This window comes from Mucilaginibacter sp. CSA2-8R, assembly GCF_038806765.1.
Lineage (GTDB): Bacteria > Bacteroidota > Bacteroidia > Sphingobacteriales > Sphingobacteriaceae > Mucilaginibacter.
The window spans coordinates 1077363-1100549 of sequence record NZ_CP152389.1 but is presented as its reverse complement, the minus strand read 5'-3'; the positions used below and the strand labels follow the sequence as shown (position 1 = coordinate 1100549).

13 protein-coding genes are annotated in these 23187 nt (G+C 43.6%); 5 read left to right on the top strand and 8 right to left on the bottom strand.

Going from position 1 to position 23187, the window contains the following annotated elements:
- Positions 1–66: 66 nt before the first annotated feature.
- Together AAGR14_RS04705 and AAGR14_RS04700 are read left to right on the top strand one after the other, a co-directional pair.
- On the top strand, positions 67–963 hold the full coding sequence (locus tag AAGR14_RS04705) for an NmrA family NAD(P)-binding protein (RefSeq protein ID WP_342647445.1): 897 nt from the start codon (positions 67–69) through the stop codon (positions 961–963).
- Between the two features lie 30 nt (positions 964–993).
- Complete coding sequence (locus tag AAGR14_RS04700; RefSeq protein ID WP_342647444.1) at positions 994–1908, top strand: alpha/beta hydrolase; 915 nt, start codon at positions 994–996, stop codon at positions 1906–1908.
- An 85-nt stretch (positions 1909–1993) separates the two neighbouring features.
- Here AAGR14_RS04700 and AAGR14_RS04695 read toward each other — a convergent pair whose 3' ends face one another.
- The 7 genes from AAGR14_RS04695 to AAGR14_RS04665 form a co-directional block, all read right to left on the bottom strand.
- Positions 1994–3442 carry a glycosyl hydrolase family 28 protein gene (locus AAGR14_RS04695; RefSeq protein ID WP_342647443.1) on the bottom strand — a complete coding sequence of 483 codons (1449 nt, stop codon included), beginning with the start codon at positions 3440–3442 and terminating at the stop codon, positions 1994–1996.
- A gap of 10 nt (positions 3443–3452) precedes the next feature.
- The gene (locus AAGR14_RS04690; protein ID WP_342647442.1) at positions 3453–6650 is read right to left on the bottom strand and encodes a glycoside hydrolase family 2 TIM barrel-domain containing protein; all 3198 of its coding nucleotides are present in this window, start codon (positions 6648–6650) and stop codon (positions 3453–3455) included.
- Between the two features lie 27 nt (positions 6651–6677).
- Positions 6678–8963: a GH92 family glycosyl hydrolase gene (locus AAGR14_RS04685; RefSeq protein ID WP_342647441.1), complete on the bottom strand. Its 2286-nt coding sequence runs from the start codon at positions 8961–8963 to the stop codon at positions 6678–6680.
- Between the two features lie 23 nt (positions 8964–8986).
- Positions 8987–10495: a glycosyl hydrolase family 28 protein gene (locus AAGR14_RS04680; protein ID WP_342647440.1), complete on the bottom strand. Its 1509-nt coding sequence runs from the start codon at positions 10493–10495 to the stop codon at positions 8987–8989.
- A gap of 122 nt (positions 10496–10617) precedes the next feature.
- Positions 10618–12366: a RagB/SusD family nutrient uptake outer membrane protein gene (locus AAGR14_RS04675; protein ID WP_342647439.1), complete on the bottom strand. Its 1749-nt coding sequence runs from the start codon at positions 12364–12366 to the stop codon at positions 10618–10620.
- Positions 12367–12382: 16 nt separating this feature from the next.
- On the bottom strand, positions 12383–15664 hold the full coding sequence (locus AAGR14_RS04670; protein ID WP_342647438.1) for a TonB-dependent receptor: 3282 nt from the start codon (positions 15662–15664) through the stop codon (positions 12383–12385).
- A gap of 217 nt (positions 15665–15881) precedes the next feature.
- On the bottom strand, positions 15882–17045 hold the full coding sequence (locus tag AAGR14_RS04665) for a FecR domain-containing protein (RefSeq protein WP_342647437.1): 1164 nt from the start codon (positions 17043–17045) through the stop codon (positions 15882–15884).
- A gap of 138 nt (positions 17046–17183) precedes the next feature.
- On the opposite strand from AAGR14_RS04665, the gene AAGR14_RS04660 reads away from it, so the two are divergent.
- Entirely contained in the window at positions 17184–17759 is a 576-nt protein-coding gene (locus AAGR14_RS04660) for an RNA polymerase sigma-70 factor (RefSeq protein WP_342647436.1), read from the top strand.
- 161 nt (positions 17760–17920) lie between these two features.
- Positions 17921–18901, top strand: a complete 981-nt coding sequence (locus tag AAGR14_RS04655; protein ID WP_342647435.1) for a family 43 glycosylhydrolase — start codon at positions 17921–17923, stop codon at positions 18899–18901.
- A 319-nt stretch (positions 18902–19220) separates the two neighbouring features.
- On the opposite strand, the gene AAGR14_RS04650 is transcribed toward AAGR14_RS04655, so the two are convergent.
- Complete coding sequence (locus tag AAGR14_RS04650; RefSeq protein WP_342647434.1) at positions 19221–21281, bottom strand: glycoside hydrolase family 97 protein; 2061 nt, start codon at positions 21279–21281, stop codon at positions 19221–19223.
- Between the two features lie 494 nt (positions 21282–21775).
- On the opposite strand from AAGR14_RS04650, the gene AAGR14_RS04645 reads away from it, so the two are divergent.
- A complete protein-coding gene (locus AAGR14_RS04645) occupies positions 21776–23110 on the top strand; it encodes a sigma-54 dependent transcriptional regulator (RefSeq protein WP_342647433.1) in 1335 nt (444 codons plus the stop codon).
- Positions 23111–23187: the final 77 nt, after the last annotated feature.

Here is a 23187-nt window from a genome sequence, read left to right as displayed (position 1 = left end):
TCTACCAAATGGTAGTTTTTGGATTTCATTAAGCCGGTAGCTTTGCTGTATCAAAATACACAAGCTATGAAAAACATTATTTTAGTTGCCGGTGCTACCGGGAATTTAGGAAAGCAAATATGCAAACAACTAATTAACTGCGGAGCAGGGGTAAGAGCCGTTGTACGTGCGCAAAGTGACCCGGCCAAAACAAAAGCATTACAGGATATTGGGGTAGATGTGAAGGTAATTGACTTTAACAAACCCACTGATTTATTATCTGCCTGCGAGGACGTATCATGTATAGTGTCTGCATTGGCAGGGTTACGTGATGTGATTGTTACTACCCAATCACAATTGCTCAGTGCTGCATTACAGGTAGGCGTTCCACGCTTTATCCCCTCTGATTTTTGTACCGATTATACCCAATTACCTGAAGGCGTTAATCGGAATTTTGATCTGCGTAAAGAATTTGAAACTTTGATTAATGATAGTAAAATCAAAGCAACATCCATATTTAACGGTGCGTTTGCTTATGTGCTTCAATATGGCATCCCGCTATTTGATACTCGAAACAAAACTATTGCCTACTACGAAGGTAAAAAGGACTGGAAAATTGACTTCACTACGGTGAATGACACTGCGGCCTATACAGCGGCGGCGGCTTTGGATGATAGTACTCCCCGACATCTGCATATTGCAAGCTTTCAAATAAGTGCACAAGATTTGGCAGATCTAAGTAAATCACTTTATGGTGAAGCTTTTAAATTAACTGATGATGGTAGCTTAGAACAATTTCTGGCTGTCATCAATAAACAAAGGCAAGCAAACCCGGAGGGTGAGGCAGAGCTTTACCCACGCTGGCAGCAAATGCAGTATTTATACAGCATGTTTGCAGTTCATCATCCCCATCTTGATAATGCACGTTATTTGAGTTTAAGCTGGACATCGGCATCGGATGCCTTGCAGCAAAAACAAGCTTAATTTTTCATTCACCATTTAAAACCAACAGCTATGCAAATTCAATATACCGACCAGGAACTTATCAAACAGTGGGTAGGCTTCACTAATCATACTATCACAGTTAACGGCACGCAAATTCATTATGTAGAGGGTGGCAAAGGTCCTACCCTGCTCTGTTTGCCAGGCTGGCCGCAAACGTGGTATTCTTACCATAAAGTTGCACCCGAACTGGCAAAGCACTTCCGCGTTATTGTGGCAGACATACGTGGTATGGGCAGTTCTGCTACGCCCGCATCTGGCTACAGCAAAAAAAACATGGCTGCCGATATCTATTACTTCATCCAGCAACTTGGGCTGCAGCAGGTATATGTACTCGGTCACGATATCGGTGGTATGGTGGCTATGAGTTTAGCTTTCAATTACCCAGAAGTAGTGGCAAAATTGATTGTGGCTGATGGGCTACATCCAGGCGAAGGCATGATGCAAATGCGTTTACTACCTGCACCCGGTACTTTTGGCAGTAAAATAGATAATGAGCAGCCTTACACCTGGTGGATGAGCTTTAACCAGGTAAAAGGCTTACCCGAACAGTTACTGGCGGGCAGGTATCGCCTGTTGTTAGACTGGCTTTTTGACTATGTAATGGTAGATGACAGTAAGATATCCGACTTTGAAAAGGAGATATACGCCACTATTTACAATGACCCGGAACGCATACGCGCCTCAAATGCGTGGTACCAAACGTTTAACCAGGACATAGAAGATGCCAAAAGCTATAACCAGTTAAAAATGCCGGTTTTGGGCATAGCCAGCAATGTTTCTTATGGGTTTTATCAATATGCATTGCCAATGCTGGCTGCACAGTATAATTTGGTTCATTTAGCAGATACCGGGCATTATATGTTTGAAGAAAACCCGGAAGCGGTAAACAATGCAGTTATCTCATTTTTAAAAGAAAAGGAATAAGGTAATTACTCGGGTGTTAACCGAAATCAAAAAGCCCCTTCACAAATTTGTAAAGGCGCTTTTTGATTTCGTCATGCTCTCAGCACTACTTCTCAAACCGCTCGTCCAACTGTTTAACCACTACCTGTTTGGCCTTTTCTTTTTGAATGGCGCCTCCATAATAATCGGGCCGGTTGGCGCCCCAGGTTAGTGAGCTGTTGCGGATAGTGATATTTTCTGATTCGTCTAAATAAAAGCCGGCTATTTTGGCTTTAATTAAACCTTCTACCTTGCTTGGCCTGCGGTCGTACACACCGCCCGGAATGTTAGTGGTTTTGGTAATGTTGAGGTCTACCTGGTCAAACATGATGTTGGATACCATGCCGGGCGTTTCGCCGCCTACATATACCCCATTTTCGCTGGTAGCTTTGATATTGCTGAATGTGATGTTGCTTACTTTGCCTATGCGGCCTTCGGTTTGGCCTTTGGGGAAACGCCAGCCTGCATCCTTGTTATTGCCATTGGCGCGGCGGTAGGCAGTTACATAAATAGGCTCTGCCTTACCCCACCATACGTCCGAAAACAGGTGCGAGTCAATCAAAATATTTGAAAATATCACATCGCTTACCGTACCCTCATCGCGGTTCTGGATGCCTATACCGCGGTTACTCTTAGTAATGATACAGTTATTGATAAGCACCCGGCTGATACGATCCATATTTTCGGACCCGATTTTAATGGCGCATGAGCGCGAGCTCATGGTACAATTGCTGACCACAATATTTTCGCAGGCGCCAAATTCTTCGTACTCACGACGGTTTTTTAAACATATACAATCATCACCCGATTCGATATAACAATTGCTGATGCGCACGTTTTTACTATGGTCAACATCAATACCGTCGCTGTTACGCACCTTGAGGCTGTTAAGGAGTGTTATATTGTCAATGGCTACATCATCGCAACCAATCAGGTGTACTGTCCAGTAAGCCGAGTTTTTGATGTTTAAATCGCGGATACGGATGTTTTTGCCACCCATTATCGTTAACAAATGCGGACGAGGGTCTACCACGTTAAAGGGTTTAAGCACGTACGAATCTTCGAGCTCGGCACCCATAAAAGAAATACCGTTGCCATCTAAGGTACCGGCACCGCATAGGGTTACATTGTTCAGGTTTTGGCCGCCTATCCAAATCGAGCCTTCGCCCTTGTTGTCTTTAAACGCACTTTGGGTGTACAACTTTTCGTCCGGACTGGCCAGCACACGGGCGTTCACCTGTACCTCAAATTCAATATTCGATTTAAGGTTAAACGGCCCCGTGAGGTAAGTTGCGCCTGATGGCACTACTACTCTGCCCCCGCCTGCATTAGATGCCGCATCAATGGCCTTTTGCAAAGCAACGGCGTTGTTGGTTTTGCCATCGCCTACTGCTCCGTAATCGGCTATATTGTATGCTTTTTGCTGAGCTACAACTACGCCTTGAATAAAGAAAAGAAACAAAAAAGCACCGGCAAATAAAAGCTGCTGCAAACGAAAAAAAGAAACTGAAGTCATTAACAAAAAATTAATGGGTTAAATTTAATGTGTAAGTAAACGAGGCCGGCTTGGTAGTAACCGTGTACTGCGGCAATGGTGTTGGCCCGCATGAGTTAGATCCTACACCCAATGTTTTATAGCCAATAGTAAGCACAGTAGCAGTGCTTTTAGGCAAATCTATCCGGTATTCAACCGGTGCCAGCTGCTCGTCACTGTAAGGCAATGCAGCTACTTGTAACAATGAGGTTGTAGCAGTAACTTTAAGGCCGCGGCCACCGTTGCCTCTTAGCCAGGCCCAACGTACATCCTCGTGGTTACCACATTCCATCGGCTTTTCGTACGGTGTTAACTGCTCAGCTACCGAACTGCTGTAAACACCAATATCAGAGCCAATTTTGCGGTCGGCATAGTTTTCCATCGGGCCACGACCAAAGTAACTAAACTGTTGGTAATCATCGTTCACAAACAAGCGTACACCCATGCGTGCAATGGTGATGTTGGCATCGTTGGCGTTAACCTGGTTATCTACCTTTATAATGCCGTTGCCGTAAATATGATAAACCACCTGGTGCTTTACCTGAAAATTATTTTTACCGGTCCCCGTTAAAGTAGCCGATACATCAACCAGCGATGGTGATACCTGGCGGGCGTTAACACCACTGGCCGACCATGACAGTTGTTTAATACCAAACTTTTCCCACTGGTCATCTGCGTAAATATCATCACGCTGGTGCGGGGCACGCCACAAGTGCAGCATAGGGCCACCGTTGCTTTGCAGCATATCAGCCCCATGGTTTATTAAAGATTTTAAAGTACCGCTCTGCTTGCTAAATACAGCACTGAATGCATTACCGTTCACGGTAATTACCGAACCGGCATCTTGCAGTTTCACAGGCTCGTTAGTAGCTATTATTGGCACAGCACTTACCGCAGCGGCCGGTATTTCAAACTGATCAGATGCTATTTCGTATCCCTTTTTTGCCCAAAGTTCATCATGATTTAATGTAAAGACTATCCGCACATGATAAACATTGCCCGGTTTAAAGGCAAAGCTTTTGTAAGGAATTTGTACCAGTTTAGATGAGCGTGGTGCAATAGTACTCACATCCAGGTTACCAGAGGTTTCAACCTCGCCATTTTTAGTAATGGTGTAACTTGCTTTAAAACCGCTTAAGTTGATAAATTGATATTTGTTACGTACCCTGATCATTCCCTTATTCAAATCTTCGGCACTTGCGCTTATCCATTGAAACACGTGTTTCATTTCAGGATAATGAGGCTTAGGCGATCGATCGGACGCTACTACGCCTTTGTGAATAAAATAATGATCGTTCGGAAACTCGCCAAACCCGCCACCAAAGGCCAGGATGGGATGCTCCGAGTTGCGCCGGTTCCAGATGCCCTGATCCTGAAACTCCCAGATAGCACCACCCAAAATGGTTGGATATTTATCAAAAAGATCTGCATATTCTTTAAGCGATCCCATAGAGTTAAACATGGCGTGCGCAAACTCGCACAAGTAAAACGGCTTGGTCAGGCTTTTATCTGTAGCGGTTAACTCTACTGAGGATAATAATTTCTGTTTAGGCGTCGGATTTTCATACGGCAAAATAGGCGAATACATTTTACTATCAATACTGGCCGGGTTGTTAGCCCCCACCCCAAAACCTTCGTAATGAGTTGGGCGGGTACCATCTATTTTGTTGATGGCCTGCAAGGCATACCTAAAGTTACTGCCACCACTGCCGCACTCATTGCCCAGCGACCAGATAATTACCGATGGATGGTTTTTAAAACTTTGCACGTTGGCCACGTTGCGGTCAACAATGGCGCCTTTCATGGTTGGCTCTTCGTTAAACCGGTCGCGCAGGCCGTGGCACTCTACGTTGGCTTCGGCTACGAGGTAAAGCCCGTACTGGTCGCATAGCTCGTACCAGCGCGGATCATCAGAGTAATGGCAGGTACGTACGTGATTGCAATTGCCTTGTTTAATAACCTCAATGTCTTTAATCATTTGCGCCTCGGTAATGGCATGGCCATCTTCGGGCCAGTTCTCGTGCCGGTTAACGCCTTTTAATTTGATAGGCACACCGTTTACCATAAACACGCGGCCTTTAATCTCAATCTTACGAAAACCCGTTTGTTGAGATAACAGTTCTGTTTCGCCTATTGCTCCGTTTAGCTTCAATACTACAGTATACAGATTAGGGGTCTCGGCCGTCCACTTGGCAGGATTAGTAATAGGTATTGAAAGTTTAACGGCAGCTTCTTTGCCCGGTGCCAGCGGGCTTACGGCAACTAGGGCCGTAGCCACCATTTTATCGCCCTGATAAATGGTGGCCGTTAATTTTTGCTTACCTGTAGCTACGCCGGCATACCTAATCACTTTGGCGGTAATTTGGGCAACGCCGTTTTTATAATTTTTATCTAAATCGGTTTTGATGAAGTAGTCGCGGATATGCTGCTCTGGCGCGCGCCATAATGTAACATTACGAAATATGCCGCTTAGCCGCCACATATCCTGGTCTTCCAGATAGCTGCCTGTGGTATACTGGTATACCTCTGCCGCAATCGTATTCTCGCCTGCTTTAACGTATTTAGTAATATCAAACTCGGCGGCATTACGGCTATTTACGCTGTAACCTACTTTTTGGCCGTTTATCCATAAAAAGAAACCGGCATCTACACCGTCGAAAGTGATAAATAAGCGTCCGCCTTTCCAATTGGCCGGTACGGTAAAATTACGGCGGTAACTTCCTACCGGATTACGGTCTGTATAGGCCGTATAGGTTTTAGGTGGTGCGCTCATCACCCGCGGAAAATCCTTTTGAAAGGTATAGCCTATATTGCGGTAAAACGGTGTACCGTATCCTTTAATCTGCCAATTAGACGGCACTTCGATATCCTTCCATTTAGATACATCGTAATCCGGTTTGTAAAAATCTTCGGGCCGGCTTTGCGGCCACGATACCCAATTAAATTTCCATTTACCATTAAGTGACCGAGCAAAAGATGAAGCATGGCGGTTGGCCTTCAGCGCCTCTTTTAAACTGGCATATGGCATCAGCGTAGCGTGGGCAGGCTCCTTATTGATTCCCAAACATTCGGGGTCCTGAATTTCTTTAGGTACGGGTGCTTTGCCTAAGCTGTCGGGCTCTATATTGCCGGCCGATGCTTTAGCAGTTAAAGAAGTATATAGGAGGAAAAGTATGCAGAGTTTGTTCATTTTTAAACGTGGTAATTTGGCTGGCGATTACAGGGCAGATTGATTTTGAGGCTTGCTGCCCCATTGTTTGTTGGGCTGGCTTTGCAGGTAAATGTCCAGCTTACCACCCTTCATCATATCCTGGTAGCGGATAAAGTTTCTGTTATAAGGTTTCCCGTTCCAGCTAACTGCACGAATATAAGCAGCATCGCCGCTACCTTTATGGCAAACAATTTCAAACTTTTTTTGGCCCGGTAAACTTACAGACACTTTATCAAACAGGGGTGCGCAAAGCATATACTCGCCCGACACCGGATTAACCGGGTAAAAGCCCATCGCGGCAAACATATACCAGGCACTCATTTGCCCGGCATCATCGTTACCACCTAAACCGCCCGGCCCGTCGCTGTATTCGGCTGCCAATATTTTGCGCACGGCTGCCTGCGTTTTCCAAGGCGAGGGCGAATAATTGTACATAAAAGGAATTTGGTGCCCGGGCTCATTACCATGCCAGTACTCGCCTTTATTAAACAGACTATCTAAAGCTTGCTCGAGTTTTGTCGCGCCGCCCATTAACTTAGCCAAGCCGCTTACATCATGCGGTACGTAAAATGTAAACTGCCGGGGCGTACCTTCGGTAATGTAGGTTTCTTTCTGGTCGGGTTTAAAAGGAGTAATCCAGCTACCATCGGCATGCCTGCCCCGCACCAAACCTGTCGATTTATCAAACACATTGGCATAATATTTAGAACGCTGCATCAAGGCATTGTAATCAGTTGTGTTTTTTAAGCTTTTAGCATATTGAGCCAGGGCAAAATCGTCATAAGCATACTCCATGGTACGGCTTACCTGCTCCATTTTATGAAAAGCATCCAGCACGCTGTCTTCAACCGGAATGTATTTATATTTTAAATAGCTATCCAGCGCGCGGCGGCCCTTACCTTCTACATAATCAGCATGGCTGGCAGGCTGCTCAAAAGCATTGCGCCTTAAAATCTGATAGGCTTCTTTAGCATCAAAATCGGTAATCCCCTTTAAATAGGCCGAGCTGATGACTGAGGTAGTATGGTCACCTATCATTTCGGAGGTGTAACTGTTCCAGCAAGGAAAAATAGGCATCCAGCCGGCTTGCTTGCCTTTAAGCAATAACGATTTAGACAGGTTATTGATGAAAGGCGGATTCAAAATTTCAAATAACGGAATCTGAGCGCGATAAATATCCCACATCGAAAAATCGTCATAATAATTACCACCAGCCAATTGCTCAGTTTGATAATTGCCGGCAAAGCGGGGGTACTTACCATCTACATCATTAAAAAGCCGCGGCTGCTGCATGGCATGGTAGTACGAGGTGTAAAATATTCGCTTGTCGCGCTCATTAGTAGTGGTAAGCGTAATTTGTCCTAAAGTTTTTTCCCATTTGGCTTTGGCAGTAGCCGCTACCCGGTCAAAGTTAAAGTCGGGCGCTTCAGCTTGCAGGTTTTTACGGGCACCGGCTAAACTGGTAAATGAGGTACCAATGCGGATGGTTAGCTTTTCGCCTTTGTTGAGTTTAAACCCGGCGTAAATACCAGCACCTGCATCATTTTTAACACTATCGGTTTTAAACAACTTATCGTTTACATAAGTACCTGTATTGCCAATACTTTTTTCAAATTTGATGACAAAATACCCGTTAAAGCCTGCGCTTTTACCCCAACCCTGATAAATGCGATGCGCCGGGTTATAACCTGATATTTCGCCGGTTTTGGCATTAAACCGTATATAACCTTCATGGTAATCACTGTTAGCTTTCACCAGCAAGTACAAGCTGTCTGTTTTATCAGCAGTAAACTGCATCAGGCCACAACGCTCGGTGCCGGTTATGGCAGCATGCAGCTGGTATTGTTTCAGGTTGATGCTATATAAATGCGGAGCCGACATTTCATCAACATGTTCGAAGTTTGCGCCGTAATTGGTGGTTTTTAGCTGGCCGGTGATAGGCATCACACTAAAACTTCCGTAATCCTGCATACAGGAACCGCTTATCCAATGCGACCCGCGAAAACCATAAAAAACTTTATCCTGGTAATAGTAGGGCGGTACACACTTAGTTTCGCTAATTTGGGTTTGCGGCGTCCACTGGGTCATGGCAAAAGGCAAAGTCACAGCAGGTATAGTATTAGCAAAACGTGCCCCCGTTAGCTCCGAGCCATGTTTTAAGGCAGATGCTGTAGTGGCAATAGCCGTACCTGCCATAGGCTGTACATAATTTACCAGATTTTGCGCTTCCGCATTATTGCCAGTAATTAAAACACAAGCTATAATTGCAGCAAACCAGGTTTTGAAAGTCATTTTTAAGTGTGTATCTGTTTTTATCATTTCTGAAGTTTTATGGCTCCGGCTGCCACAGGCATAGTAAGAGCAACAGTACTTAGTTTACTTACGCCTTTGTACACTACTGCCGGCAATTGATTACCTGCGGGGATTGACACACCATGTAAAGCCAGCCCCGTTACATCATCAAAAATCATTGCCGGACGAAAGTCAGCATGATCGACATTTACAATAAAACGTTTTAGCTGTATACCTTGAGCGTGACGAATATATAATCCCCATGCGGGTAATTCACCAAACATATTAAATTCTGGGTAACCTGCGGCATTTTCGGTAACAGAATTAAGCGAATCGATACTTACATAAGCTTTTTCTTTGCTTGCGCCGCCTGCATAAGTAATTTCGATATTTTGAAGATTTACATTTTGAACCAGATGCCCGGGCAAACCTGCTATTGAAGCCGGCAGCACATTGTGTGGCGGCACTTTAGGTAACGGCCCTTCAAACGGATAGCCTATATCAGGCTTTCCGGCCGGAATTTGTACTTTAACATCATCAATCAGTACATCTTTAATACTGCTGTAACGGTTATCAGTATTACGACGCCCTAAGCGAATAAAAAATGCGTTGCCCGTATTTTTTGCCCTTACATTACGGATGTCTATATTTTCTATAAAGCCGCCGTCAACGGCCTCCAGCGCTATTGCCGACCGGTAGGTGTCATAAACCGTAATGTTTCTTACTTTAATATTTTTAAAGCCGCCAACCGAACCTGTACCCAACTTAAACCCATTGGCACTTGAGCGCAATGTGCAGTTCTCTACCACAACATTTTCGCAATAACCATCAGCAATTTCTGATTTCAGACAGATGGCATCATCAGAAGCATTAAAAAAGCTGTTGGAAATTCTAACATTCTTAGAGTCTACAATATCGATACCATCGTTGTTCCAATAGGCGGTACTATTTACCGAGATACTATCTATAACCACGCCGTCACATTCTTTATAATTTTGTATCCAGCTGGCAGCGTCTTTCAAATTAATGCCGGTTACTTTAACATCTTTACAGTTTTTAAAGAAAATTAAGTTAGGTCGGTTTTTTTCAGTAGGCCGTTTAGTGAGCCATTGCTCGTCCTGTATCTTTCCATCCCGCAACTGCTTAAATACATCTGCCATTAGCAAATGTGCCTGCCCGGTAATGGTTCCTTTACCAGTTACCGATACATGGTGCTGGCCCAGCGCCGATATTACCGCCATGCTGTTTTCAGCAAAATCTAACCGATGGGTACTGCCTAATAAAACGGCATATTCAGCTAAATGAAGCTCGACGTTGTTTTTAAGTTTAACGGGGCCTGTTACAAAATTACCTGCCGGAACAATTACTCTGCCACCACCGTTTGCAGATGCATCATCAATAGCTTTTTGTATTGCCGATGCATTATCAGGCAGCGTTATTTTAGCTCCGTAATTGGCGATGGTGTAATTTTTTTGAGCATGTACTGCCAAGTGCGCACACATTAGCAAAACTATTGAGTATATCTTTTTCATGTTACAGATGATTTAGATAAGCACTTTAATACCCCTATAATTGCTAAGAGAATAAAATGCAAAAAAGCGTACCACTATTGCGGCGGTACGCTTTGAAATAAATTAAAGAATGACAAACATAGTTAATATCCCGGATTTTGCGGAAACGCTGCCCCACGATTTAAATCGATCTGGCTTTGCGGAATAGGGCGCAGCAAGTGGAACGACTGCAGTGTATTTGCGGCACGGGCTTCTTCGTTGTAGGCCAGCGTACGGCTGATTAATTTACCGGTACGCTTTAACTCAAACCACCTGAATTCTTCTCCGGCCAGTTCGCGTGCACGCTCATCTAAGATGTTGTCGAGCGTTAACGAACTTACCTGTAACTCGCTGGCATATGACGTGCCGGTGCTTGGGTTATTACCCGGCCTGGCAGCCCTTGCCCGTAACAGATTAAAATACTGCAATGCCTTTGGCAAATTACCAGCCTGCAAAAATGCTTCGGCAGCCAGTAAGTAAGTTTCGCCCAATCTAAAAACATAAGTATCGCGTGTGCCACCATTATCAGCAAATGCTGCGTTAGGGTCTCTAAACTTTTTAAACAGCGGAAAAGAACGCGTATTACCCGTAAATGGCGATGTGCGGTACTCATCGGGATTAATAACATAATATTTACGATTTGCTTTTTGCGCTGCGGTAAAAGCAACATCAGGATAATAGATAACGGTATCTCCTACCGCAAAAGTTTTTCCGTTTAATGTACCGGCGGTTTGCGCTAACAAACCTGTCCACACACTGGCCTGGTACCGGCTGTCGCGCGCTTTATCAAATAACGAAAAAAAGTACGGGTCGGGAACGGCTGTATGGGCAGCATTGGGCTTGTTGTAAAAAGCTGCCCTACCTATAGTTGGCACGTTTTGTACATCCCATAAAAAGTACTGCTGCAACACATTACCTACAACTGCAGTACCCGAGGCGGCCGAACCGCCTGCCACAGCCGGAACGCCGGTTTTACCCATAAAATAAACCGGGTTAGTAGCCACATTGGTGCTGTACTGCACAGAAAATATCACCTCAGAATTTACTTGAAAGTTAGCAACCGTAGGATCGAACAGCGTAGAAAACTGTGGCCGCAGTGAGTAGGTGCCGCTCGTAATTAACGATTCGGCAAGCGATGCTGCCTGCGTAAAATCAGTTGCTCCTGCGCCGTAGCTTTTATACCCACGGGTAAGGTAAACTTTAGACAGTAATTGCTGGGCAAAACCTTTAGTAATACGGCCAAAATCGGTGGTAGTAGCGGGCAAAGCGGTGGTAGCCTCCATTAAATCTTTAATAATCTGCGTGTAAATATCTTTTTCGGGTGTACGGGTAAAAGATACGTTTACACTTACGGTACGATCTAAAACCAGCGGCACATCGCCAAAGGTTTCGGCAAGCAAGTAATAGCAGTATGCCCGCAATGCTTTTGCTTCGCCTACGCGGGCGTTTAAGGTGGCAGCATCCATTCCCTGCACTTGTGTTGCCCAGTACAAAGTAGTATTGGCTCCGCCTATAGTATAATACAATTGCTTCCAGTAGTTATCTACGTCGATTAATGACGAGTTAAGGGAGACGTTGTAAATATTTAGCGGGTTAACATCCGTTGTGGCATAGGAGGTGTACACATCCGTGCCAAGGTTATAAAGCGAACTCATGCTCACAACATAACGCAGGTTAGGATAGTTAGACCTGGCCAAATCTTCGAAACCCTGTTTGGTTACATAATACAACTGGTCGGTTGCTGCACCCAGATTAGTTTCTTCGATATATTTTTTACAGCCGGTATTGCCGGTTGCGATGATGGCGAATAAGAAAAACAGTACGCTGTTTTTTAAATATTTAATAGCAGTCATGTTACAGTTTTTTAAATTACAGAGTAAGGTTTACACCTAAAATAAATGTGCGGGTACGGAAATCCTGCAAACCAAATGAGTTTAAATCGGCAGTTTCCGGGTCCCATCCTATAAACTTGGTCCAGATAAATGGATTGTAAGCGGTAGCGTAAATACGCAGGTTACTCATCCCTACTTTTGATGCTAAGTTTTTAGGTGCCGTAAACCCTAAAGTCATGTTACTAATTTTAGTGTATGACGAGTTTTGGTAAGTAGCAATCAACCTGCGCGTTGCATCGGTTTCAATGGCGTTGTTAGCCCAGGTATTGCTTGGGTTAGTAGTTGTCCAATAGCTGCGGTCATACGCGCCAAACCTGGCCCGGCCCTGGTCGCCGTTCATGGCCTGGTCTAAAAAGGTGCTTGCCTGGGTGGTACCTTGGCGGGTATAAACGGTAATTCCAAAATCAAAGTTTTTGTAACTGAAATTGTTAGTGATGCCGCCAAACCAATCAGGGATATCGCTGCCCTGTATTACCCGGTCATCAGCAGTAATCTTGCCATCGCCGTTTACGTCCAGCAATTTATATTGCCCCGGCTTTTGCCCGTAGGTTGCGGCCTGTGACGCCTCGCTGGTTTGCCAAACACCAATGATTTTGTAGTTATACAATACACGGGCTTTTTGGCCGATAAAACGCGCGTTACCCACATCATTGGCACCGTTGCCAAACAGGTCAATAATCTTATTATTGTTTTTTGAATAATTAAAGCTGGTGCTCCATTTAAAATCTGACGATTTAATATTAGTGGTATTCAGCCCGATTTCGATACCGCTATTGCGGATTGACCCAACGTTGGCCGTTACGGTGCTGTAACCGTTAGCAGCCGGAATTTGCTGCGGCAGTAAGGTACCCTTAGCTGTTTTGTTATAATAATCAAAGGTAAAGGCAATGCGGTTTTTCAGCACGTTAAGTTCCATACCGGCATTGTACTCGGTTGTTTTCTCCCAGGTAAGATCGGCAGGCGCCAGGTTTACGATGGCCGAGCCATTGGCTGTGCTGCCGTTAAAATCGTAAAAGCTGGTAGTAACGGCCGATTGGGTTACGTAAGGATAAAAGTAAGTGCCATTTACCGCAGCATTACCCGATTTACCGTAGCTTAACCTGAATTTTAGAAAACTGATTGCTGATATATTTTTAATAAAATTTTCTTCGCTGGCTACCCAACCCAATGCGGCCGATGGGAAGAAACCCCACTTGTTGCCGTTAGAAAAAATAGAGTTACCATCTGCCCTGCCGGTAACGGTTAACAGGTATCTGTTTTTTAAGGTATAGTTACCTCTAAAAAAGAAGGAGCTGATATTTTGCTTACTGTAAGCGCTGGATACCGTAGTAGATGGTGCAATGCCGTTAATGGTAGTAACGTTGCCTACATTGTACCACAACGAGCGGTAAGGTAAACCTGTTACCGAAATCAGGTTATTATCCTGCTGGTAATAATTAAGTGAATTACCTGCGGTAAATTCCAGCTTATTATCGTTATTAATGTTTTGATTATAGATAAGCAGATTATCCAGCGTGTAATTAAACAGGTGATTTGCCCCATTGGTGGCTGCATTTGGCCGGGTACCTGCACCTATTTTTGAGTAGGTATCTGTATAAGTTCCCGAGCGTTGGAAAGTAATGTCGGGCGTAAAAGACGACCTGAACTTTAAATTTTTAAGAATATTAACTTCCGCAAACAGGTTTGGCAGCATGCGGATGTATTGATTGCGGCGCAGGTCGTTATCAAAGTCAAATAACGGATTAGTTATCTGAGCTTCGGTTTCGTAAGCAAAAAACCTTGGTGAACCATCGGCATTATAAGCGCTTCCGGTGGGGCGTAAGCGGTAGGCACTTCTAAATACCTCGCCACTGCCCAAATTAAAATCGGCATAAGTGCCGTAAATAGAGGCACCGATTTTTACCACATCATTCAGCGTTTTTTCTAATCCCACTTTTAGCGTGTACTTTTTGGTATTCTCTACCTTTAAAGCACCTTCATATTGCTGATAACCGGCCGACAAGAAGTAAAGCGTTTTTTCATCTCCTCCTGTTATTGATAAGTTATGGTTGGTTTGCAGCCCGTTACGTTTAATCAGGTCAATCCAGTTGGTGTAGTTGCCACTTGCAATGTTAGATAGTTCTGTAGGAGAAAATATCTGAGCATCGGTATAGTTAACATTGGGCGTTACGTTAGTACCAAGCGTGCGGTAGTATTCGCGGGCGTAATCAACAAACTTGGCACCATCCATAACTTTAGGCAAGTTGTAGGGGTTTACAAAACCTACATAGCCGTCATAGTTAATTTTTGTTTTTCCCCTGGTACCGCGTTTGGTAGTTACAATAACCACCCCATTAGCACCGCGCGAACCAAATATTGCTGTAGAGGACGCGTCTTTTAGCACATCCATACGCTCAATGTCGGCCGGGTTGATGTCGTTAATATTAGCTACCGGGATACCATCAACTACATACAAGGGCTGGGTATTGCCATATATAGAGTTTACGCCCCTGATCTCGATCGTCATATCGGCTCCGGGCTTACCCGAGCTCCGTTTTACGTCTACTCCGGGCATACGACCCTGCAATGCCTCTTGTGCATTTGGGGCACGCGATTTTACAATCTCGTCAGAACTAAGCGAAGCTATACTACCTGTTAAATCGCTTTTCTTTTTAGTGCCATAGCCTACCACCACCACGTCGGTAAGTGTCTTGTCGTCGTCGGCTAAAACCACTTTCAAATTGGTGTTGCTGCCCACAGGTACTTCCTGCGTAACAAAACCGACATAAGAAAACACTAACACTGCGTCATTGTCTGGAACGTTGATAGCGAAATTGCCATTTACGCCGGTAAGCGTACCCGATTGTACACCCTTAACCTTAACTGTTACACCCGGCAATGGCGCACCTTTGGCATCAACAACGGTACCTGTTATTTTTATCGGCACAACGGATGCTGCAGATGAAATATTAAGAGCAGAAGAATCTTCCTTCTTTTTTATAATGACGGTATTACCGTTTATAACGAAGCTCAACGGCTGTCCTTTTAAGCATTGCTCCAATGCTTCACTCAGTAATTCGTTTTTTAGTGAAACGCTTACCGGATTGCTGCTTTTAAGTGCGGCATTAGTATATAAAAAATTATATCCGCTTTGTTTACTCAGCGTATTCAGTACTTCATTTAGCGGGGCATTTTTTACGTCGAGGCTTACTTTTTGGGCATAGCTTGCAGCACTTACCTGCAACATAGTTGCTACCCACAAAACAAGCGCTAATTTCATTATTCTCAAAAATTTAGGTACAATGCAGGAGCGAGCCCCGCAAGTAATTGCAGTGAAATTTTTATACATTTGAATGTTGGTTAGTTGATAATTGGTTGTAGAAACGATTAAGAAGATTATCCGACATTTCAGCTTCTCAAGGCTGAAACTTTTATATCGTCAGGGGCGGTGCGAACGCTCCTGATGATTTTTTTTACAGATAACCGGAGAGTAAATTTTACTTCATCACGATTATCCTCCTTCCTTCAATTTTAAAATGGACTGTACCAGTCAATTCCATGTTAGTTAACAGTTCTGTTATATCCTTGTATTTTGAAATTTTGCCATTATAACGCTGATCAGACAAACTTCCCTGATACTCTACGTCTACATTATACCATCGCGCAGCTTGTTTCATGACGGTTTTAATATCGGCATCGTTAAATATAATATAACCGTTTTTCCAGGCTATATCCTGCTCTATATCTGCTTTTTGTACGTTTATATCTTGCCGGTTTTGCTCAGTAGTTCCGTTTTGACCTGGCTTAAGCATTGCCGTAGCGTTTTGCTTTACCAATCTCACAGAGCCTTCGAGTAATGTAGTAGATACAGCATCACGGTCATAGGCACTCACGTTAAAATGTGTACCTAATACCTGCACTTTAGTGTCGTTAGCGTGCACCGTAAAAGGTTGATGTTTGTTTTTGGCTACTTCAAAATAAGCTTCGCCTGTTAATTCTACATCACGATGCTTAGTATTAAACGTAACCGGAAATTTGATTGAGGTTTCGGCATTTAACCAAACTTTGGTACCGTCTGCAAGTTGCACCTGGTACTGGCCGCCGCGCGGCGTTGTAATGGTATTTATCTCATTGGTTGCAGGCTTAGTACCTTTCGTGTTTACAAACTTGTAAACCAGCATCCCATCTTTGGCTTTAGTAATCTGAATGCCCGACCGGTTAGCCAACTCGCCGTCACCGGCGCCATTAAGGCTAATAACCGTTCCGTCGGCCAGTGTTAAATAAGCATTGTTACCACCAGCTTTTATTTGCGCTGCACCGCCTTTAACGCTGCCAAACTGGTTCTGCGGTTTATTTACCCGTGTGTAGTTAAATAATAAAAGACCAAATGAGATCACTACTAACAAAACCGCAGCAATTTTTAACCAAAGGTAACCTGATGTTTTTTGTAGTGTCGGCTCGGATGCAACGTCTATATGATTTTGCAGCCGCTGCCATAGACGATGCTGTACAGCATTTTCGTCTACCTCTTTTGCGCTAACGTTTTCGCCGTTTAAATTTATCTCATCCTGATAAGCATCAAGCAATGCTATTTCCTCGGGCGTACACTGCCCTTGCAAAAATTTTTCATAAAGAAGTATATACTGCTCTTTACTGATCATGAAAGATAAAATAATTGGTTTACCTACATAGTGTAGAAAGGCTGCACTAACTCACACACTTTTTTTATTTTTTTTGATGCTCTAAATCATGGAGTTTGCATTGTCAAAAAGCTTTCATACCTTTAAAAATCCAATTATATGCCGCCAGGTTTGTTTAATGATGTTGATTTGTGGAGCGCCATTCGTAGTAATGACACAGCAGCTTTTGCTGTGCTTTTTAACCGGTATTGGAAAAAGCTTTTCTATGCGGCATACAACTACACCCAAAACCAGGAGTTAAGCGAAGAGATTGTGCATGATGTTTTTTTAAACATCTGGACACGCAGGCAGACGCTTGAAATACAGCATTTTGAAAGCTTTTTAACAAGGGCCGTTAGGTACCAGATTTACAACCACCAGCGGGCCGCTAAACTTACATTGGTGCCAACTGATTTTACTGTGTTTGAAGACGCTCGCTCGGTAGCAAACCAAGGCGATGAAAAAATACAGGAGCAAGAACTCAAAACTGAATTATACCGGCATTTAAGCCAGTTGCCCAAGCGCTGCCAAACTATTTTTCAGATGAGTAAACTGGATCATTTAAGTAATCAGGAAATTGCTGACGCTTTGGGCATTTCTAAACGTTCTGTCGAAAACCAGTTAGCATTAGCTATCAAACACCTTAAAGTTGTTTTTAAGAGCGCACCGCTTTTTATCATTTTGTTTTTGCAATAACCTACAGACCTGATTGATTTTTTATAGTTTTAAAAGCTCAAGCAAATTGCATCCTGCTAACAGCGGTTAACACTGCGGCGGATGATAGACTAAAACGCTCTTATCCGGCAAGATGCATTTATTTTGACAGGCATTTAACTTTCAGTCTCATTTATACTTACATGAACAAACCCTTCTATTTTTTCTTTGCCGTATTTTTTTTCCTGCTCTCACCCGGCTTTGCTCAAAAAATGCTATCGCCGCAAAACCCCATCGTAGATGGCTACTTTGCCGACCCAACCATAGTTAAAAATGGCGATAGTTATTTTATTTATGCTACTATTGACCCATGGGGCAGTAAGGAGTTAGCTGTTTTTGAAACTAAAGATTTTAAAACATTTAAACGCCACCATATTAACTGGCCAACCAAAGCGGCTTGTACCAGCCCTACCTCAAAAGACTCCATGGTATGGGCACCCTCGGTAGTAAAAGGCAAAGACGGTAAGTTTTATATGTATGTAGCTGTGGGCAGCGAGGTTTGGGCCGGAGTAAGCAATGCGCCGCTTGGCCCCTGGAAGAACATTAAACCAGATAATAGCCCATTGGTAAAATATACAGATTTCCCTTTAGTGCATAATATTGACCCGGATTGTTTTATTGACGATAACGGCCAGGCCTACTTGTATTGGGGATCGGGCTATAACTGGAAAAATGGCCATTGCATGGCGGTTAAACTTAAGAAAGACATGTACACCTTTGATGGTAAACCCGAAGATGTGACTACTCCTCATTTTTTTGAAGGTGCACATTTGTTAAAACGCAAGGGTAAATACTACCTGATGTTTTCGGAAGGTAAAGCCATTGATGATACTTACCAGGTAGGTTATGCTGTTGGCCCAACACCTTTAGGCCCTTTTAAAGAGGATGACCACCGGTTAATTTTGAATACTTCGGCAGATAAATTGGTAGTTGGCCCGGGGCACCATACTACCTTTAAAGTCGGTAATCAAGATTACATTTTGTATCACCGTATTTATCCGCAAAAAGAAGCCTACGTGCTTAGACAGCTTTGTATAGACAGCCTGAATTTTGATAAACAAGGCAACATATTAAAAGTGCACCCTACCGTAGGTAAAAGGATAAAATTACAGGCTTCTAAATAACCTTATACAGGTTACCCAAATTAAGTTGAAAGCTGTACTTCTTTTAAGGGAGCACGGCTTTCTTCTTGATGCTCAAGTGATACGAAGATATACATCATGATTACCGCGCCAGGTAGCCATAATTAACCACATTATATGAACACGTTATTAATGAGACTTCATCTTGGCTTATCAAACGACTAATATTTGCAAGCTACAGGACGCATTATAAAATACCTTGTTTAAAGAATTGTAAATTATAGTGTTGCCGCTCGGAAATCCAACAAAAAAGCCGCAGAACCTTTCGGTCCTACGGCTTCAACCTAATATATAACAAAAATTATTTTACGCTGATAGCAAAGCCACCACCGGGAGCAACCTCCTGTTTCAGTACGGTTTTTGAGTTTACTTTCATTTTGCGGATGCTGTAGCTCTGCGGATTTTTATCAAAGCTGGCATCCTTGCCATCGGCATAAATAGTTGCTTCGAACGTTTTACCTTTAGGCAGGTAGCCGAAAGTCACTGTAGCCACGCGGGCGTTTTCATCAGTTACACTACCAATGTACCATTCGTTTTTGCCTTTAGCTTTACGGGCCAAGGTAATGTAATCACCAGGCTCGGCTTCCAGGGCATAACTTTCGTCCCAATCTACCGCTACATCTTTGATGAACTGGAAAGCGTCTGCAAACTTTTCGTAAGTTTCGGGCAGGTCGGCCGCCATTTGCAACGGGCTGTACATGGTTACGTACAACGCCAGTTGTTTAGCCAATGTAGTATGCACAAACGAGTTATTTTCCGGATTGTAAGCGCTGATTTTAGTTTGGAAGATGCCCGGCGTATAATCCATTGGTCCGCCAATTAAACGGGTGAATGGCAAAATGGTAGTATGGTCGGGCGTGTTACCGCCAAACGATTCGTACTCAGTACCGCGGGCCGCCTCGTTGCCAATAAGGTTAGGGTAAGTACGCGCTAAACCCGTTGGGCGGATAGCCTCGTGGGCATTAACCATAATTTTATAATCTGCCGCTTTAGTTACGGCGTACAGGTAATGATTAACCAGCCACTGGCCGTAATGGTGCTCGCCACGAGGGATAATCTGCCCTACGTAACCACTTTTTACGGCATTATAACCATTCTCTACCATAAACTTATAGGCAGTATCTAAGTGACGCTCATAATTACGTACCGAACCTGAGGTTTCATGATGCATGATGATTTTAACACCTTTTGAGGCCGCATAGCGATGCAGTTCTTTCACATCAAAATCAGAGTAAGGAGTTACAAAATCAAAAACGAAGTCTTTGGTTTTGCCAAACCAATCTTCCCAGCCCTCGTTCCAGCCTTCAACCAATACGGCATCAAAACCATTTTTGGCAGCAAAGTCTATATATTTTTTAACATTGGCTGTGTTGGCGCCGTGTTTGCCGTTAGGTTTAGTTTTAGAGTAATCGGTAATGCCTAACTGTACATTTTCCAAGTCGGTATAAGCCCAGGTGCTTTTGCCGGTAATCATTTCCCACCAAACACCTACGTATTTTACAGGCTTAATCCATGATACATCCTTGAACTTGGTAGGCTCGTTTAGGTTATAAACCAGTTTAGACAATAGCACATCCCCTGCTTTATCACTTACAATTACGGTGCGCCACGGTGATTGCGTTGGAGCCTGCATATACCCTTTATCACCAATGGCATCAGGCGTTAAAAACGACTCAAGCACAAAGTTTTTATCATCCAGGTTTAACGACATGCACGAGTAATCTACCAGCGCGGCCTCATGGATGTTAATGTATAAACCATCCTGGCTTTTCATCATCAACGGCGTTTGCAAGCCTGTTGGCGAAAAAGTAGTCTGACTAACGTTAGGCGTAACGGCCGCCTTCATTTTGCCTCTTACTTCCGACAGTTTTGAGGTAACAGTTTCGTACTCCTGAGTATCAAAATCTCCGGGCAGCCAAAATGCTTTATGGTCGCCGGCCAAAGCAAACTGCGTATGCTCTTCTTTGATAATAAAATAGTTTAAGTTAGGCTGCGACGGAAACTCGTAACGGAAACCTAAGCCATCGTTAAACAACCGGAAACGGATGCGGATGTAACGGCCTTTTACTACCTTTTGGGCCAGTGTTACCAGCAACTCGTTGTAATTATTGCGGATGGTTTTCTGCTCGCCCCATACCGGATTCCAACTCTCATCGAAAGATTGCTGTTCGGTTTTGGCAATTGTAAAACCATCTAAAAAAGAGGGTACATCTTTGGTTTCAATGCCAAGCTTACTGGTTTTAATCACCTGCTTTTGTTTATAAGTAAGCTGGTAAGTAGGTACGCCATTAGCCGCCAAAGCAAACTTAAGCGTCAGGTTTTTATCGGGCGAAGTAATGGTTTGTGCTTTTGCCGTTATCACCAGCAAAAGAAGTATGAAAGTTAGATAATAGTTTTTCTGCATATGCATTTAAACGCTTATAATTTGGTATACAAAATGGTTAGTTACAGGTTAGGTGTGGCATTGGCAGCCACCCGGACAAATAGATTACTACTTTAAGCAGCGTCTCATTTGCCCTTTTTATTAATCGGTAAGCAAAGAAAAAGCAGACGCTCAGTTTATCCTAATTGTAACAACAGAATATAGGCTTATTTAAGCTTTATTTGATTTATGTTACTTACTATCAATTACTTAAAAAAACGTCAGCAGCATTTTATTTAAATTTGTTTTAAGCGAATATTGACGCAAAAGCTGACTCATCAAACCTACATCAGCGTAAATTTTGCTTTTAGTTACCTCCGCCCGAACATAAATACTGGGTTCGGCTTTTAAACTTTTATCATTCGGAGATAAATATTTAGATTGCACCACTTTTCATTTTAAGCAATTAGTTGCTATAATTCTACAGCCCCCATATGCGCCCCACCATTTTAATTATTGACGACGAGAAAAAGCTGAGTGGCTTAATGGCCCGCATTATTGAGCTGGAAGGTTTTACCGTTTTACAAGCAGCAACTGGTAAAGAAGGGTTAAAACAATTAGGCCAGCACGAAGACGTACTGGTGGTGTTAAGCGATGTTAAACTACCGGATGTAAACGGCGTTGAGCTGGTTAAAACCATTAAAGAACAAAAGCCATTTGCCGAGGTCATTAATCTGACTGCTTATGGCAATATACCCGATGGTGTAAAGGCAATTCAAAACGGTGCCTTTAATTACATTACCAAAGGCGACGATAACGAGCGGATTATCCCATTGGTGCACCAGGCTATGCAAAAGGCCCAGCAACAATACCAGGCTTTTAAAGAAAACAGCAAAGCACAAAGTAAAACCATGCTATCGGCCATTATTGGCAAGTCGCCCCAAATTGTCAATGCCATAGCACTGGCCCGTAAGGTTGCAGCCACCAATACTACGGTGCTGCTGCTTGGCGAAACCGGAACTGGTAAAGAGGTTTTTGCCTCGGCTATACATTACGAAAGCGAACGCCGCCAGATGCCCTTTGTGGCCATTAACTGCAGCAGCTTTACCGCCGAACTATTAGAAAGCGAACTTTTTGGCTACAAAGCCGGCGCCTTCACTGGTGCATTAAAAGACAAGAAGGGCCTGTTTGAAGAAGCTAACCATGGCACTATATTTTTAGACGAGATTGGTGAGATGAGCATTGAGCTGCAAGCTAAATTATTGCGGGTGCTCGAAAATAAAACCTTTATTAAAGTAGGCGATACCCAGCCTACCAAGGTTAACGTGCGCATTATTGCCGCTACTAACCGCGATTTGCAACAAGATGCTGATAACGGTAAGTTCCGGTCTGATTTGTACTACCGCTTATCAGTTTTTACCATACAACTGCCATCGCTTAATGAGCGCGAACAGGATATTGATTTATTGGCTGATTATTACCTGCGGCACTTTGCTGCCCTGAATGGCAAACCATCCATGAAAATGGGAACCGACTTTTTACAAAACCTGCACCAGCATCATTGGAAAGGTAACATCCGCGAATTAAAAAACATGATGGAACGCGTGGTAATCTTAGCGGATGACGATACGCTTACCACCGACCTGCTGCCACCGGGGTTTAGGCAAAACAACTACCAGGGCAACACCTTTGCCTTACAGATGGTTGAAAAGCAGCATATCCAGAAAGTACTTGCCCATACCCAGGGTAACAAAACCGAAACGGCCCGTTTGCTGGGCATAGGCCTAACTACCCTTTACCGAAAAATTGACGAATACAAGATTAGCTGATGCTTTTCTTTCATTTTGAAAACGAACCCTTCCATTTTGGAAGGGTTTTTCGTTTTATTAGAATTTTATTAATCTAT

What these genes read in the sequence shown, in the direction of transcription:
- AAGR14_RS04705 (WP_342647445.1), top strand. Translation starts at nt 67, where the DNA reads ATGAAAAACATTATTTTAGTTGCCGGTGCTACCGGGAATTTAGGAAAG.
- AAGR14_RS04700 (WP_342647444.1), top strand. Translation starts at nt 994, where the DNA reads ATGCAAATTCAATATACCGACCAGGAACTTATCAAACAGTGGGTAGGC.
- AAGR14_RS04695 (WP_342647443.1), bottom strand. Translation starts at nt 3,442, where the DNA reads ATGACTTCAGTTTCTTTTTTTCGTTTGCAGCAGCTTTTATTTGCCGGT.
- AAGR14_RS04690 (WP_342647442.1), bottom strand. Translation starts at nt 6,650, where the DNA reads ATGAACAAACTCTGCATACTTTTCCTCCTATATACTTCTTTAACTGCT.
- AAGR14_RS04685 (WP_342647441.1), bottom strand. Translation starts at nt 8,963, where the DNA reads ATGACTTTCAAAACCTGGTTTGCTGCAATTATAGCTTGTGTTTTAATT.
- AAGR14_RS04680 (WP_342647440.1), bottom strand. Translation starts at nt 10,495, where the DNA reads ATGAAAAAGATATACTCAATAGTTTTGCTAATGTGTGCGCACTTGGCA.
- AAGR14_RS04675 (WP_342647439.1), bottom strand. Translation starts at nt 12,366, where the DNA reads ATGACTGCTATTAAATATTTAAAAAACAGCGTACTGTTTTTCTTATTC.
- AAGR14_RS04670 (WP_342647438.1), bottom strand. Translation starts at nt 15,664, where the DNA reads ATGAAATTAGCGCTTGTTTTGTGGGTAGCAACTATGTTGCAGGTAAGT.
- AAGR14_RS04665 (WP_342647437.1), bottom strand. Translation starts at nt 17,045, where the DNA reads ATGATCAGTAAAGAGCAGTATATACTTCTTTATGAAAAATTTTTGCAA.
- AAGR14_RS04660 (WP_342647436.1), top strand. Translation starts at nt 17,184, where the DNA reads ATGCCGCCAGGTTTGTTTAATGATGTTGATTTGTGGAGCGCCATTCGT.
- AAGR14_RS04655 (WP_342647435.1), top strand. Translation starts at nt 17,921, where the DNA reads ATGAACAAACCCTTCTATTTTTTCTTTGCCGTATTTTTTTTCCTGCTC.
- AAGR14_RS04645 (WP_342647433.1), top strand. Translation starts at nt 21,776, where the DNA reads ATGCGCCCCACCATTTTAATTATTGACGACGAGAAAAAGCTGAGTGGC.